This is a genomic window from Janthinobacterium sp. SUN137 (assembly GCF_030587265.1).
Lineage (GTDB): Bacteria > Pseudomonadota > Gammaproteobacteria > Burkholderiales > Burkholderiaceae_D > Janthinobacterium > Janthinobacterium kumbetense.
Genome location: NZ_JAPWHZ010000003.1, coordinates 478,567 through 492,735 on the forward strand (window position 1 = coordinate 478,567; position 14,169 = coordinate 492,735).

At 62.4% G+C, this 14,169-nt stretch carries 13 protein-coding genes; 5 read left to right on the forward strand and 8 right to left on the reverse strand.

Annotation, left to right across the window (positions count from 1 at the left end):
* Window positions 1–164: 164 nt before the first annotated feature.
* From O3298_RS17140 to O3298_RS17160, 5 genes are all read right to left on the reverse strand, one after another.
* Window positions 165–485: a hypothetical protein gene (locus O3298_RS17140; protein ID WP_305060074.1), complete on the reverse strand. Its 321-nt coding sequence runs from the start codon at window positions 483–485 to the stop codon at window positions 165–167.
* A 27-nt stretch (window positions 486–512) separates the two neighbouring features.
* Entirely contained in the window at window positions 513–884 is a 372-nt protein-coding gene (locus O3298_RS17145) for a VOC family protein (protein ID WP_289905571.1), read from the reverse strand.
* A gap of 116 nt (window positions 885–1,000) precedes the next feature.
* Window positions 1,001–2,272, reverse strand: a complete 1,272-nt coding sequence (locus tag O3298_RS17150) for a YncE family protein (protein ID WP_099664588.1) — start codon at window positions 2,270–2,272, stop codon at window positions 1,001–1,003.
* A gap of 54 nt (window positions 2,273–2,326) precedes the next feature.
* Entirely contained in the window at window positions 2,327–3,097 is a 771-nt protein-coding gene (locus O3298_RS17155) for a creatininase family protein (RefSeq protein ID WP_305060393.1), read from the reverse strand.
* 276 nt (window positions 3,098–3,373) lie between these two features.
* A complete protein-coding gene (locus tag O3298_RS17160) occupies window positions 3,374–3,838 on the reverse strand; it encodes an SRPBCC family protein (protein ID WP_305060075.1) in 465 nt (154 codons plus the stop codon).
* 369 nt (window positions 3,839–4,207) lie between these two features.
* On the opposite strand from O3298_RS17160, the gene O3298_RS17165 reads away from it, so the two are divergent.
* Window positions 4,208–4,627: a hypothetical protein gene (locus tag O3298_RS17165; protein WP_289911658.1), complete on the forward strand. Its 420-nt coding sequence runs from the start codon at window positions 4,208–4,210 to the stop codon at window positions 4,625–4,627.
* Entirely contained in the window at window positions 4,590–5,183 is a 594-nt protein-coding gene (locus O3298_RS17170) for a lysozyme inhibitor LprI family protein (protein ID WP_305060076.1), read from the forward strand. Before O3298_RS17165 ends, O3298_RS17170 begins: the two co-directional genes overlap by 38 nt.
* A 217-nt stretch (window positions 5,184–5,400) precedes the next feature.
* Here the strand turns inward: O3298_RS17170 and O3298_RS17175 are convergent, their stop codons facing one another.
* The 3 genes from O3298_RS17175 to O3298_RS17185 all read right to left on the reverse strand — a co-directional run bounded on the left by O3298_RS17175 (window position 5,401) and on the right by O3298_RS17185 (window position 9,489).
* Window positions 5,401–7,047, reverse strand: coding sequence for a methyl-accepting chemotaxis protein (locus O3298_RS17175; RefSeq protein ID WP_305060077.1), 1,647 nt, complete (start codon window positions 7,045–7,047; stop codon window positions 5,401–5,403).
* A gap of 80 nt (window positions 7,048–7,127) precedes the next feature.
* Entirely contained in the window at window positions 7,128–8,249 is a 1,122-nt protein-coding gene (locus O3298_RS17180; RefSeq protein WP_289911661.1) for a patatin-like phospholipase family protein, read from the reverse strand.
* A gap of 313 nt (window positions 8,250–8,562) precedes the next feature.
* Window positions 8,563–9,489 carry a LysR family transcriptional regulator gene (locus O3298_RS17185; RefSeq protein WP_305060078.1) on the reverse strand — a complete coding sequence of 309 codons (927 nt, stop codon included), beginning with the start codon at window positions 9,487–9,489 and terminating at the stop codon, window positions 8,563–8,565.
* 115 nt (window positions 9,490–9,604) lie between these two features.
* Here O3298_RS17185 and O3298_RS17190 point away from each other — a divergent pair, with 115 nt between their 5' ends.
* The 3 genes from O3298_RS17190 (at window position 9,605) to O3298_RS17200 (ending at window position 13,955) form a co-directional block, all read left to right on the forward strand.
* The gene (locus O3298_RS17190; RefSeq protein WP_305060079.1) at window positions 9,605–11,173 is read left to right on the forward strand and encodes an MFS transporter; all 1,569 of its coding nucleotides are present in this window, start codon (window positions 9,605–9,607) and stop codon (window positions 11,171–11,173) included.
* 238 nt (window positions 11,174–11,411) lie between these two features.
* Window positions 11,412–12,632 (forward strand): carbohydrate porin, encoded by a 1,221-nt coding sequence (locus O3298_RS17195; protein ID WP_305060080.1) that lies wholly within the window; start codon window positions 11,412–11,414, stop codon window positions 12,630–12,632.
* Between the two features lie 312 nt (window positions 12,633–12,944).
* Window positions 12,945–13,955 carry a substrate-binding domain-containing protein gene (locus O3298_RS17200; protein WP_289911665.1) on the forward strand — a complete coding sequence of 337 codons (1,011 nt, stop codon included), beginning with the start codon at window positions 12,945–12,947 and terminating at the stop codon, window positions 13,953–13,955.
* Window positions 13,956–14,169 lie beyond the last annotated feature (214 nt).

Below are 14,169 nucleotides of genomic sequence, written 5' to 3' on the forward strand. Positions count from 1 at the left end.
TTGGTGGGACGATGCTTTGCAACGCGAGTCCCAAGGCTACGTGAGCACCGCAGTTGAGGGATGATCTGGATCAAAGGTGCGCTAGGCTGCGCAGAAAGTTTTGGCTGGACGGCTTGCCTTTGGCAAACGTCAGTGACGTGATGGGAAATCTGTGCCAGGCAGGTTCAGCCCGGCACGACGGGCTTGTAGCCACGGCTGCGCAGCGACGCTTCCAGCCAGCGGTTGCCATACCAGCCGCGCGCCAGCAGGTAACTGAGCTCCACGGCGGCCATCAGCAGCATCATCGGGCCGATGCGCAGTTCCGTGGCCAGGTGGCTGCCAAACCACAGGCAGGCATCCATGGCCAGCATGAGCAGCAACAGCCACCAGCGGCGCTTGGCGACGGCCCAGAGCGAGCCCAGCAAAAGGGCCGGCCAGGAAAAGCCCGCTTTCACATAGGCATAGCGGCCGGCATCGTCGGCAAACAGGGTGGCGCTGTGCTTCATGCTGCTCTCTTCAGGTAATGACCGGCGTCAAGGTTCGGGACGGTGGCAGACGGCTTCGACATTGTGACCGTCCGGGCCCAGCACGAAAGCGCCGTAGTAATTCGGGTGATAGATTTCGCGGATTCCGGGGGCGCCGTTATCCTTGCCGCCCGCTGCCAGTGCGGCCTGGTAAAAAGCATCCACCTGGGCGCGGTTGTCCGCCGCGAAGGCGAGATGCATGCCGGCATGCGGCGCGCCGCCCACCCCGAACCAGAAATCGGGCTTGCCATCCTTGCCCAGGCCGACCCAGCCCTGCACTTCCATCACCACCGACACGCCCAGGGGCGCCAGGGCGGCCGAAAAGAAGGCCTTGCTGGCCTGTGCATCGCTGACATTCAAACCGATGTGATCAAGAATCATGCTGGTGCTCCCTGAAGGTAGTGGAATGGGGAATACAGTATGCGCCAACATTGCTTTTTAGGCAAGCATAACTGCAGACCCGGCACTGCGGTTCCAGGGAGCGCCACGCGCCTCGCCTAGCGCAGGTTGCCCGTATGCCCCAGCGAATAGCGGCCCGGCTGCGGCCACACGGTCAAGCCGTGCGGCTCCTGGCCGACTTTCACTTTGGAAACGTCGCCACTGTTTGTATCGATGCGGTACACCACGTCGTCGAAACGGCCGGACAGCCACAGATATTTACCATCGGCACTCACATTGCCCATGTCGGGGCTGCCGCCGCCGGGAATCGGCCAGTTCGACACGACTTTTTCCGTGGCGAAGTCGATCACGCTGACGCTGCCCTTGCCCTTCGGCTTGCCATGGATGCGGTGCGTGCCGCGGTTGGCCACGTACAATTTCTTGCCGTCACGGCTCGGATACAGGCCGTGCGCGCCCACACCCGTCTGGATGAAGCCGATTTCCTTCAGGGTGGCGCCATCGACGATGTGCACGCCGTCGGCGTCCATGTCGGCGATGAAGAATTTCTTGCCGTCCGGCGAGATGCGTATGTCTTGCGGCATGCCCTTCTTGACGCTGCAGATTTCATTCGCCGGGCCGCCCACGGGGCCGGACTCCGCAAAGCGCTTGGCCGGCATCTGCAATTTCAGGTAGCCGTCGACCTTGCGGCCCACCAGGTCGATCTTGGCGATGGTGCCGTCGAATTCGCAGGTGAACATGGCGTAGCGGCCGTCATTGGAAAAATCGGCATGGTTGATGCCGCCGCACTGGGGCGTGTCGATCGAGTACTGCACGGCCATGGTCTTCGGATCGCGGAAATCGAGGCGGTGGCGCGCTTCGGCCACGACGATGGCCGACTTGCCGTCCGGCGTGTAATACATATTATAAGGATCATCGACGGGCACTTCCTTGCCCGGCTTGCCCGTCAAGGGGTCGATCGGCGTCAAACTGCCCTTGTCCGTGCGCTCGGCATTGTTCGCCACCCACAGGGTGCGCAAGTCCCACGACGGCACGACGTGCTGCGGGCCGCTGCCGACCTTGAACTTGTCCACCACTTTCAGGCTGTCCTGGTCGATCACATACACATCGTTCGAGCGCAGGTTGGGCACGTAGACCCGGCGCAAGTGATCCTTGACGACGGGGCTCATATTGCTGCTGGCGATGCTGCCGTACACGTTTTTCGGGTCCACCAGCGGGGGCATGCCCGGCAGCGGCGAATACGCGGCGGCCGGCGCTGCGGCGGCCGGGGCCGGCGTACTGGCGCCGATGACCTGGCTGGCCACGCCCAGGCCGGCCAGTGCGGCAGCCAGGGCGGACAAGGTGACGATGGTGCGTCGTTGAGATTTTTTCATGTGATTTCGCGTCGTTTCGTTGCAAAAGCCGGAAGTTCAGCACTTCCAGCGGAATTATTTAGGTCGTTGCAGCAGTTGCCTGATGGCAGCCACCGAGGTGTCCACCTGCAGCTTGATACCGATCTGACCCAGTTCAGCCGTGGCGCGGGTCGCGTCGCCGCGCACGCCATCCGCCACGCCAGGCTTGGGGCCGTGGGCCATGGCCTCGCTGCGCACGAGCGACGGGTCCGTCGCCAGCATCAGCGCCGCGTCCGCCAAACCGGCATGCAGGCCGATCTCGGCGCTGCTGTGGCCGCGCTTCTGCAGTTCGGCAATATAGGTCGATTGCGTGATGTCATAGTAGTCGAGCAAGGCGTAAGCACGCGCTTCCTTGCCGGTGGAAGCCTTGCCCCAGGCGCGGTTGAGCTTATTCGCCACGTTCTGCTCGTTTTTTTGATAGCCGCCATGGTCGCCAAGAAAAATGATGTCGCGGAAACCATGCTGGCGCAGGCTGGCGGCCGCCCCTTCCAGCACGGCTTCGAAGGCGGCTGGCGGTATCGAGATCGTGCCGGCAAAGCGCATGTGGCCGGCCGGCGGAGCAATACTGCCTTCCGGCACGTAGGAAACGACGGGCGCGACGATGGTATTGCCCAGCTTTTGCGCAATCTGCCGCGCCAGCAGCCCGGCGCGCACATTGTGCTTGCCCAGCGCGATGTACGGCCCGCTCTGCTCGACGCCGCCAATCGGCACCAGCACGGTGGTGGCGCCATGGTCGATACGGCTGCGCAACTCCGTGCTGGTCAGTTCTTCCAGCATGACGCTGCCGCTGGCTGGCGTGGCCGCCATGACGGGCGCCGTGAGCAGCAGGCATGAAAACGTCAGGACGAACAGGGAAACGAGGGGCTTGCGTGAAAGGCGGAGCGTGGATGGCGCGCAAGGCGCCGTTCGCTGGGGGAACTGCAGAGTCATAAGCCAACATCTTTCCGAGGTCAAAGCGTGGTGCCGTGCCCGGCCTTGCCAGGCAAGCTGGCTGCCACGCAAGAATTGTATTCCATCATGACGGGAACGGCACGTTAATTTGCTGCAGTGCTTTGCAAGGAATTGACAAGGGGAAACTATCTATCAGGCTATAGTCGCGCCAGCCCTGCCCGCCTCGCCATCATGGAGTGTTTCGTTGCGCTTCTCGGCATAGGCCTTCAGCGAAAGCATCGTCCTGGGAAGCCCGACCCTGACTTGCCTGGCAACGCCTGGCCCGAACAGAAAGGCAAGCGCTCCCGTAAACCACACGCGGTGAACGACTTCCGATCCGCCATTGACGGCGGCAACCGTGTGCTCGAAGTGGATGCGGAACAGGGGGATGTGGCCCTCGACGGTGAACGAGCGGCCGGCAGTGCGCTCCGTGACCAGCAGCGGAATGCCCATCCCCTTGCTGGGAACGATCCTGCCATGCGTCCCCACCGCGAACGGCCCATTGAGCCGGGCTTGCTTTGTGTCCGGATCCCACAGGTGCCATCGGTCGACCTCGCTCCAAATCTGGTCGACGACCGTGGGCGGGACTGCAATGTGAATGCTTTCTTTGATTTGCATCAATTGGGAATCTCCCTATCATTGTGGTGAAAGTAACTGGGTCTGCTATCCGGCGCCGCGCTGTGTCTGGATATTTGCCTGCGGCATAGCATTCATCACGCAATATCGCCATGCCATTGCGCCAATTCAAAGATACTCCGCCAGCAGAAACAAATGCCGCAGCTTTTTCTTTGCCTCGACAAAAAATATATCTGCTGGAATTGCAGGATACACTGTTTTTTTATCATGCCAATAGAATTAGATTCTGGTTATACTGGTCGCAGATAAAGCCGGACCATGATGACAGCCTTGTTTGGCGCCAGGATCAAGCGATGCACCGGATTCGACCGCGCTGCTCGCCATAACCACGAGCATATGAAATTTTGAGAAATGATGAACACAGCACATTGGCGGGTTCAGGAACTACAGCATCACTCAGCGGATGTCGCCTGGCTGAATGCCGAGGATGCCCGCCGCGCCTATGAGATAGCAGGCCTTCACGACTCGAAGACGCATCTCGGCCTGAACGCTAACACCGTTGACGCGATCGAGCGGTTCGCATCCGGAGAGGATGCGGCCATCGCAAGCAAATGGTTACGTGCCCGTGTGCCGGGAAACCAGCAAGTCGTGGTGGTATTTGGAGAAGACGAATGTTTCTTGTGCAGCAGTGTGTTCCTGGTCGAGAATTGGTCGGATATTTTTGTCCCTTCACGTGACGACGCGATGGTTTATTCGAACGACACGCCGCTTATCCTGTTTTACTGCCACGAGAATGAATTCGAAGTGGGACAGCGAATTATCTTTGATTAACAACCGGGTCAGGCCAGGAGCGGATCTCAATACGATCAATTATCAGAAGGAGCGAGTGCTCGTGGGAATTACTGTTTTAAGCCGGTTGTCCATGTTGGGCGGTATTTTCTTGAGCCTTTCGCTGTCGTCCTTGACCAATGCCTCCGAACAACAAAGCGATATGGCATCGATAAAACAGGAGCATTGCGAAGAAGGTAATAATCTTGAAAATACTTTCTGCATGAGTCGAGAGCTAAAAGAATCCGACACGCGTTTAAACGTCATCTACAAGACATTGATGTACGCGCTTGCCAAGCCACAAGGGCTGCAAAGCGCGCAACGTGCATGGCTTGTTTTCCGCGACGCGGAGTGCAAGTTCCAGAACAAGGCAATGCATGGCGGAAGTGCTTACCATTTTTCGATGGACTTATGTTTGATGCAACTGACTGAGCAGCGCATATCGGCATTAGAAACCGTTAGGCCCTGTAATGGATGCGTAGAATTCAAGGATGCGTTTTATAAAACGGGATTCAACTTGCCAGAGCGCAAACGCACTCCTGCTTCGGGCAAGTTATGACACGGGGCCAAACTTGATGGCTTACTTCCGTCTTAACGCGCTTCGACTGCGATATCCGCTTTGGACTGCGGACTCACACTCGCAAAAGGCAAGCATACTCCCAGACTGCCGCGGAACCAGGCGGCGCCCTGCCCTTGCCATCCCAACATCAACGTTCCCCCATGGAACAGCACCGCCACCAAAGAAAAACCCCGGCGTACCGGGGCAATTTCCAAGCTTAAGCGCGGGCGCTGCGGCCAGGCAACGCCAGGCGCCGGCTGGCTGAGGCGGAAGCCGGGGCCGGCAAGCCGCCTGCCACTTTCAACGGTTTTGCCTGGGCGTCGCCATGCAGGCGGAACACGGCCACCACGTCGACCAGCTCGACGGCGCGGTCTTGCAGCGAGGATGCGGCTGCAGCAGCCTCTTCCACCAGGGCCGCATTTTGCTGGGTGACCTGGTCCATTTGCGAAATGGCCTGGTTCACTTGCTCGATGCCGGCGCTTTGCTCGTGGCTGGCGTTGGCGATGTCGCCCATGATGTCCGTCACGCGACGGATGCTGGCGACGATTTCTTCCATCGTCGCGCCCGCCTGGTCGACCAGCGCGCTGCCCGTGTTGACCTTGTCGACGGAATCCTCGATCAAGCCCTTGATTTCCTTAGCGGCAGCCGCCGAGCGCTGCGCCAGGTTGCGCACTTCCGTGGCCACCACGGCGAAGCCGCGGCCCTGTTCGCCCGCGCGGGCCGCTTCGACGGCCGCATTCAACGCCAAAATGTTGGTTTGGAAGGCAATGCCGTCGATCACGCCGATAATGTCGGCGATCTTCTTCGCCGATTCGTTGATCGAACCCATCGTGCCCACCACTTGCGCCACCACGGCGCCACCCTTGCGGGCCACGTCCGAAGCGGACACGGCCAGCGAGTTCGCCTGGCGCGCATTGTCCGTATTCTGGCGCACGGCCGAGGTCAACTCTTCCAGGCTGGACGCAGTTTCTTCCAGGGAAGACGCCTGCTGCTCCGTGCGCACGGACAAGTCCGCGTTGCCGGCGGAAATCTGCGCGGCCGCCACGCTGACCGTATCGGCCGAGGTACGCACGGTGGCGATCACGCCGACGATGCGCTCGAGGAATTTGTTGAAGGCAGTGGCCGTGCGGCCCACTTCATCCATGCGCTCGACGGGCATGGCGGCGGACAGGTCCAGCGAAGCGCTGACACGCTCCAGCGTGTGTTCGATATCGCCCAGGCCGCCGCTGATGGTGCGGTAGATATGCCAGGCCAGCGCGCCCGTCAGCAGCACGGCCACGCCCAGCACGGCCAGCATGGTGTTGAACGCCGTATCGTAGGCGGCCAGGCTTTCCGCCTTCACGTCATCGACCAGCTTGTTGTTGTAGGCGATATGGTCATCCATGCTTTTCTTGGCGGCCGCGGCCGTGATGGCCAGCGGCGTGCCGGCCAGCAAGGTGGCGCGCACGCCATCCATGTCGCCCGCGTAGGCGGCGGCAAAGAATGGCACCAGCGCGCGGCGGTAGGCTTCCATCGCGGCCTGGTCGGCATCGAGCATCTTGCTGTCCGTCGCATCGTACAGGCGCTCGGCGCGGTAGGTGGTGATGACCTTGTCGAAATTCGTGTTGGCATCGGCCACGGCCTTGTCCAGCGCCGTCTTGTCGGCCAAATTCGAGAACACGGACAGGCGGTAGCCAGCCAGGCGCGAGTCGGCCAGGAAACCCTTGGCCGCATTCAAGCCCTGGATGCTGGGGATGATGCGGTTTTGCACCGTGTCAAAACGCTCCTGGGCGCGCTGCAGCTGGATGGCGCCGCCGGCGCCCAGCAATAGCAGGGCCAGCAAGGCGATGGTGAGAGTCAGAATTAATTGCTTGGTGATATTCATGGTGTTTCACAGTAAAAAGAGTGGCCTGGCAAGGCCAGGCAGGATAAATAGCTGCCGATCAGGTGGCCGGGGATCGGTGGCTAGGCCGCCAGCGGGGCAGCGTCAGGCGTGCGGCGCAGCAAGTCGCCATGCTGGCGGCAAAACGCCAGGCCCGCCTTGTGGCCCACGTCGAACAGCAGTTGCATGTTCGAACTGGACCAGTCCAGGGTGTCGGGCCAGTGCTGTTCCGGGATGCCGCCCATCAGGTCGAGCTTGAGCAAACGCCGTTTGGGCTGGCCCGTGCGCGCATCCGTGTTGTGCTCGAGTTCGAACAGGCGCAGCTCGCTCTTGGAAATCTTCACCAGCGGCGTGATGATGGAGCGCACCCAGGCGTCGTACAGGTTGCGCGGCTTGCGCAGCAAGCGCTCGTCACCGAGGATATCGAGGATGACCAGGGTGTCGGCGTCATGGTGCTCGCCCTTGCCTTCGATAAACGGGTCGAAATTGAGCGTGTCGAGCGCCGCGCCTTCGATGTAGTCGTCGCCCGCGATGGTCGTGGGCGCATACAGAAACGGAAACGACAACGCGGCGCGCACGTGGATGGGTTCGATTTCGTGCTTGCCCCAGATTTGCATGCGGTGTTCGCTGAGGTTGTAGGCATTGATGTAGAAATCGGGGCGTATGCGGGCCACGCCCGAGAAATCCACGGCCTTTTCCAGGAAGGGCAAGTGCGCGCACAGGCCCAGGCTTTTCGCCGACAGGTCCGACGGCGACAGCGACGACACCATCAGCTTGCCCCAGTCCGACCAGGCCGTGGGCACGCCCGCAAACGTTTGCTGGAACGCCTGAAAAAAAGGATTGTTGGCCGGCGGCTGGAAAGCATCGCGGAAAGTGCTCGCGTGCATGCCCGGCTTCTGGAACACCTTGTAGTTGATCGGGATCATCTTGTAAATGCTGTCGGCCACGCCCGTGTCGGCCCAGCTTTGCAAGGCCTGGCGCGGCGTTGCCTCGTGCGGCGTCGTGTAAAGCAAACCCATCAACACACCGGCGCCCGAGGCGGAAATGACGTCGAACTCGATGCCTTCGTCGAGGAAAGCGGCCAGGGCGCCGGCGATCAAGGTGGAATTTGGTGCGCCGCCACCAAGCAGCAGACCCGTTTTACGGGCCGGTTTCGCTGGCGCGGCTGGCGCCAGATCCGGCGGTGTCGTAGTGACTGTCTTCATGCACACTCCCTGAACGGAACGGGGTTACCATCCCTTAATTGTTGGTTACTACACGCTTATGGCGCCTAATCCTGCACATGTTCCCGCAAGCGACCAGCCGATGCAATGTTGCAGAAACAGATATGAAATTAACATAAATAAATTCCTTATGGCAATTTCCATAACGAATGACCGGTATTCAGGAAGGGTATAAGTTGATGCCGTGCGGCATTGCCTGATGCGGTGCAGCAAATATAAATTCAGCGGTGTTAGGAATAATCTCTTTGGGGTAGGAATATTCCCCAACCAGCCGCCGGCGCGGCGGCCAGGGGCATCACGGGAAGGATGCAGGGTCGGCAGGGGGCGCGGAAAAATGCAGGTGGGTACACAAATGGTCAACAAAGACGCGAATTTTGGGCGACAGGTGGCGGCTCGATGGCCACAGCACCCAGAACTTGCTTGAGTGCAGCAGGTAGTCGGCCAGCACGGCTTGCAATTCGCCGCGCGCGATGGCGTCGCGCACGATAAAGTCAGGCAGGTAAGCGAGGCCCACGCCCTGCGTGGCGGCGCCGATCAAGGCTTCGATATTGTTGCAGGTCAAGGCGGTCGGTAAGCGCAACTCGCCGCCGCTGTCGCCCCCGGCGCGCTGCAGCGCCCATTCCTGCAGTTTTCCCGTGGTGGGGAATTTATAGCGCACGCAAGCGTGCCCTTCCAGCGCGCGCGGCGTGGCCGGCACGCCGTGGCGGGCGAAATACGCGGGCGAGCCCACGATGGCGAAGGCAAACGGCCCCAGCTCGCGCGCCATCAGCCGCGAATCCGTCAAGGTGCCGCTGCGCACGGCCACGTCGACGCCTTCGGCCACCACGTCGACGAGGCGGTCGTTGAAATCGAGGTCGAGCTCGATCTCCGGATACTGGCGCGTAAAGTCGGCCAGCAGGGGCAGGATGATGCGGTAGCCAATCACGGGCAGGCTGACCTTGAGCTTGCCGCGCGGCGCCTCGGCCAGGTGCGACAGTTCCGCCTCGGCATCACCGAGGTCGGCCAGGATGCGCTGGCAGCGCTCGTAAAACAGCGCCCCCTCGTTGCTCAGGCTGATGCGCCGCGTGCTGCGGTTGAGCAGGCGCACGCCCAGCTTTTCTTCCAGCCGCGCCACGCTCTTGCCCACGGCCGAGGCCGACACCCCGAGCAGCCGCCCGGCCGCCACATAACTGGACGTTTCCGCCGCGCGCACGAAGGCGGCAATGCCGTTCAGATTATCCATATCATCTCGCCATGTTGATTAGGGAATATTTGTCCGTTATGAGTGGATTTTCAGCCACTTTTTCATTGATTACGTCCATATTATCATCAGATTCCCTCTTTCTGGAATCATTCCCATGGATACGAATCACCGTATGAAGCCGGCCTCCCCGGCCCGGCGCGCCTTCGTGCTGGCGGCCGTCTGCCTCGCCGCGCTATGCATGCCGCTCAGTTTTACGGGGCCGGCCATCGCCATTCCCGCCATCGCCGCCGACCTGCACGGCTCGCCGCTGGCGCTGGCGTGGATCACGAATGCCTTCATGCTCAGCTTTGGCGGCTGCCTGATGGTGGCAGGCGCGCTGGCCGACCGCTATGGCCGCAAGCGCGTGTTCTTGCTGGGCATGGGCGTGTTTTCCGCCGCCGCGCTGGCGCTGTCGGCCGCGCCCGGCATCCTGTGGCTCGATGTGCTGCGCGCCGTGCAGGGCCTGGGCTGCGCCATGGCCCTGTCGAGCGGACTGGCGGCCCTGGCGCAGGAATTCGACGGCCCCGCCCGTGCGCGCGCCTTCAGCCTGATCGGCACAGCCTTCGGCGTGGGCCTGGCCTTCGGTCCCTTCCTGGCCGGCACCTTGATCACGCACACGGGCTGGCGCGCCATTTTTGTCGCCACGGCCGCGGCCGGCCTGGCCGCCCTGCTGGCCGCCGCGCGCGCCATGCGCGAATCGCGCGACCCGCAAGCGCAGGGCGTCGACTGGCCCGGCGCCCTGACGTTTACGGGCGCCTTGTCCCTGTTTACCTATGGCTTGCTGCAGGCGCCCGACAGTGGCTGGAACAGCGCCGCCAGCCTGGGTTTGTTCGGTTCAGCGGCACTGCTGCTGGCCCTTTTCATCCGCGTGGAGCGGCGCGCGGCGCGGCCCATGCTGGATTTATCCCTGTTCCGCCTGCCCGCCTTTGCCGGCGTGCAACTGCTGGCGGCCGCGCCCGCGTTTTCCTTCGTCGTGCTGCTGGTGCTGCTGCCGGCCCGCTTCATCGGCATCGAAGGCTACAGCGCGCTGGAGGCGGGACGCATGATGATCGCCCTGTCGGCACCCATGCTGGTGCTGCCGATCCTGGCCGGCATGGCGGCGCAGCGCCTTGCCGCCGCGCACATCTGCGCCAGCGGATTACTGCTGGCGGCTAGCGGCTTGCTGTGGCTCTCCACTTGCGCGCCGGGCCAGTCGCCCGCCACCTTGCTGGGGCCGCTACTGCTGATCGGCTGCGGCATCAGCCTGCCCTGGGGCTTGATGGATGGCCTGGCCATCAGCGTCGTGCCCGTCGAACGGGCCGGCATGGCGGCCGGCATCTTCAATACGACGCGCGTGGCGGGCGAAGGCCTGGCGCTGGCCATCGTCAGCGCGCTGCTGGGCACCTTCACCATGGCGGCACTGGGCGGCGCCGGCCTTGCCGGCATCGGCGCGGAGCAGGCGGCGCTGGCGGCGCCCTTCCTGGCGCTGGGCGAGCTGCGCCATGCGGGCGCGTTGTTGCCGCAGGCCGGCGCCGCCGAACTGGCGCAAGCCTATGGCGCCGCCTTCCGCCACTTGCTGTATGTGCTGGCCAGCATCACCACGGCGTCGGCCCTGCTGATCCTCGCCTTCCTGCGCCATCCGGCGAATGCAGCCGACGCCGCGCGGGACGCGGCCGCCCTGCCCGCCTGCAAGGCGCCAAACTAAGCGGCCCGGCTTTCCCGCAGCAGCCATCCCTTGCCCCGCCATACCCGGCGGCGTCCACGCGCCGCCGCCCGCCTTTGATGCTTCTCCGCAACACCTCAAAAGTTTTCAAAGATAAAACTAGTTTACTCATCAAAGCGCTTTGAACTATACTCAAAGCGCTTTGAAACATAACTAAAGCGCTTTGGTTGTGCGAAGTTATGCGCACCGATCCCACACCTATAAAAACACTGGAGACGCAATGAACAAACATTTCTTGAAAACTTTGCCTGCCGCCGTGGCGTTGGCCTTGAGCGCTTCGGCCGCCCAGGCCGCCCTGCCGATCGATTTCGGCGGCTACATCCGCTCGGGCTTCGGCACCAGCAGCGAAGGCGGCAAGGAAGCGTGTTTCGGCCTGGCCGGCGCCTCGTCCAAGTATCGTCTGGGCAATGAGTGCGAAACCTACGGCGAGCTGAAATTCGGCGGCGAAGCCTTCAAGGCAGCCAACGGCACCACCTTCCGCATCAATACCCTGGTGGCGTTCTCCGTCAACCAGAACCAGGACTGGGAGCAATCGGACCCGTCGTGGCGCGAAATGAACGTCGTCGCCGACAAGATCGGCACGGGCGCCTTCGCCGAAGCGCGCGCCTGGGTCGGCAAGCGCTACTACGACCGCCAGGACGTGCACATCACCGATTACTACTTCTGGAATAACAGCGGCCCTGGCGCCGGCCTGGAAAACATCGACCTGGGCGCCGCCAAGCTGGCCTACGCCGTCGTGCGCACGGCCGATGACGGCGACAGCAAGCGCATGGGCCTGTCCCACGACTTGCGTTTCTCCGGCATCAAGGTCAACCCGGATGGCGAACTGACCCTGGGTCTGCAATTCAACCAGAAACGCAATGCGCAAGGCGCGGCCCCCATCGCCAGCGGCCACTTGCTGACCATCATGCATACGCAAGGCAATCTGTTGGGCGGCTTCAACAAGGTGGCATTGCAGTACGGCAAGGGCAGCGCCGCCAACACGGGCGGCTTCAGCCTGGGCGCCAACAAGGATGACAAGGTCGTGCGCCTGACGGAACAGATCATGATCCAGCCCAAAGGCGCCTGGTCGGGCATGGGCACCTTCGTCTACGAAGACAAGGAATCGGCAGGCGTGAGCAGCAAGTGGACGTCGATCGGCGCGCGTCCCGTCTACCACTTCACGGACAACTACAGCCTGGCCGTGGAACTGGGCCACGACATCGTCAAGCCGGAAGGCGGCGAAAGCCGCAACCTGACCAAGCTGACCTTCGCGCCGCAACTGTCGGCCGGCAACAGCTTCTGGTCGCGCCCCGTGCTGCGCGCTTTCTACACCTACGCCAAATGGAACAAGGCAGCCCAGTCGGCCGCCGCCGTGGAATCGGCGCTGTCGTCGACCGGCGTGTTCGGTGGCAAGACCAGCGGCAGCTCCGTCGGTTTCCAAGTGGAATCCTGGTGGTAATCGCAGGCCGCTAGAACGTTGGCAAGCGTCCCCGGACGCTTGCCGGTGGCAGCAACACCGCCCGCTTATCCAGGGGCAAGCAGTACCCGGACCCACCATTTCGCCGCTGCACGCGATGGCCGGCAGCTTCAATGTAGTGATTCAGCAGTATCCTCTTTTAGCGCGGGCGCCCCTGGGTTTGCCCGCGTATTTTTTTGGGCGCCGCCGCCGCTTGTCATGACCCTGATCAATCCGGCATTTATCAGATAAACTACCCGTCATCGCACGGCACCGCTCCCGACCCACCCTGGATAGACCCCAACCGCAGCATCCATGAACCTCAAAAATCTCGCCAAAACGCTAGGAATATCCGAAACCACCGTCAGCCGCGCCTTGAATGGCTATCCGGAAGTGAGCGAACGCACGCGCGAGCGGGTGCTGGCCGCCGCGCAGGCGGCCGGCTACCGCCCCAATCCCATGGCGCGCAGCCTGGCCGTGGGACGCACGAATATCGTCGGCATCATCTACCCGCTGATGCCGAACGACCTGGCCGATCCCATGTTCATCGACATCGTGGGCGGCATGTCGGAAGCGCTGGAAGCCCAACAGATGGACATGATGATCGCGCCCGCCTCGGCCACCAACGAATTCCACACCTATGAACGCATGGTCAAGGGCCGCCGCATCGATGGCCTCGTTGTCGGCCGCACGAAGCCGTTCGACGAGCGCATCGCCTACCTGGCGCAGCAGGGCATGCCGTTTGTCGCGCATGGCCGCACCCAGCTGAACCAGCCGCACGCGTGGTTCGACTACGACAACGAGGCCGGCATGCGCCTGGCCGTCGAGCGCCTGGCGCAGCTGGGCCACCAGCGCATCGGCCTGATCAGCGCCACGCCGGACCTGAACTTCGTGCGCCAGCGCGTCGAGAGTTTCCAGCACGCCATGCAGGCGGGCGGCCTCGCCGTCGACCCCGACAACCTGGTCGACAACGCGCACGACCGCCGCGCCGGCTACCAGGCCATGCAGCGCCTGCTGGCCCGCTCGCCCCGCCCTACTGCCGTCATCGTCGACAACCATATGTCGGGCGTGGGCGCCGTGCGCGCCCTGCTCGACGCGGGCATCGCCATCGGCCGCGACATGTCGCTGATCGTCTGGGGCGTGATGGAAGATTCCCTGGCCGGCCACAACGTCACCACCGTCGTCCAGCCCGACCCGCGCGGCGCCGGCGCGAAGATGATCCACATGCTGCTGGCCCTGATGGATGGCACGCCCGTCACCGACCTGCAGGAACTGTGGCCGTGCGAACTGTTGCCGGGCGAGTCCGCCGGGCCTGTACCAAACTAGGCGTATTCCGCCTCCCCATGCCGCCGGCCGCCTGGCCGGCGCCACTGTCTCGCCTTCCTGAATCACCCTCATAAAAAAATCGTATGTCTGGCGCGTGTATCGCTTTACTTTTCAAAGCGCTTTGAACTATACTCATTTCATACCCAAAGCGCTTTGAATTTTAAAATAAGACGTTCGCCTACCAACCAGCAGCGCCGCCCTGATAGCCAAGGCT

Coding starts and splice junctions, on each gene's coding strand:
- O3298_RS17140 (WP_305060074.1), bottom strand. CDS start 485: ATGAAGCACAGCGCCACCCTGTTTGCCGACGATGCCGGCCGCTATGCC.
- O3298_RS17145 (WP_289905571.1), bottom strand. CDS start 884: ATGATTCTTGATCACATCGGTTTGAATGTCAGCGATGCACAGGCCAGC.
- O3298_RS17150 (WP_099664588.1), bottom strand. CDS start 2,272: ATGAAAAAATCTCAACGACGCACCATCGTCACCTTGTCCGCCCTGGCT.
- O3298_RS17155 (WP_305060393.1), bottom strand. CDS start 3,097: ATGGCGGCCACGCCAGCCAGCGGCAGCGTCATGCTGGAAGAACTGACC.
- O3298_RS17160 (WP_305060075.1), bottom strand. CDS start 3,838: ATGCAAATCAAAGAAAGCATTCACATTGCAGTCCCGCCCACGGTCGTC.
- O3298_RS17165 (WP_289911658.1), top strand. CDS start 4,208: ATGATGAACACAGCACATTGGCGGGTTCAGGAACTACAGCATCACTCA.
- O3298_RS17170 (WP_305060076.1), top strand. CDS start 4,590: ATGAATTCGAAGTGGGACAGCGAATTATCTTTGATTAACAACCGGGTC.
- O3298_RS17175 (WP_305060077.1), bottom strand. CDS start 7,047: ATGAATATCACCAAGCAATTAATTCTGACTCTCACCATCGCCTTGCTG.
- O3298_RS17180 (WP_289911661.1), bottom strand. CDS start 8,249: ATGAAGACAGTCACTACGACACCGCCGGATCTGGCGCCAGCCGCGCCA.
- O3298_RS17185 (WP_305060078.1), bottom strand. CDS start 9,489: ATGGATAATCTGAACGGCATTGCCGCCTTCGTGCGCGCGGCGGAAACG.
- O3298_RS17190 (WP_305060079.1), top strand. CDS start 9,605: ATGGATACGAATCACCGTATGAAGCCGGCCTCCCCGGCCCGGCGCGCC.
- O3298_RS17195 (WP_305060080.1), top strand. CDS start 11,412: ATGAACAAACATTTCTTGAAAACTTTGCCTGCCGCCGTGGCGTTGGCC.
- O3298_RS17200 (WP_289911665.1), top strand. CDS start 12,945: ATGAACCTCAAAAATCTCGCCAAAACGCTAGGAATATCCGAAACCACC.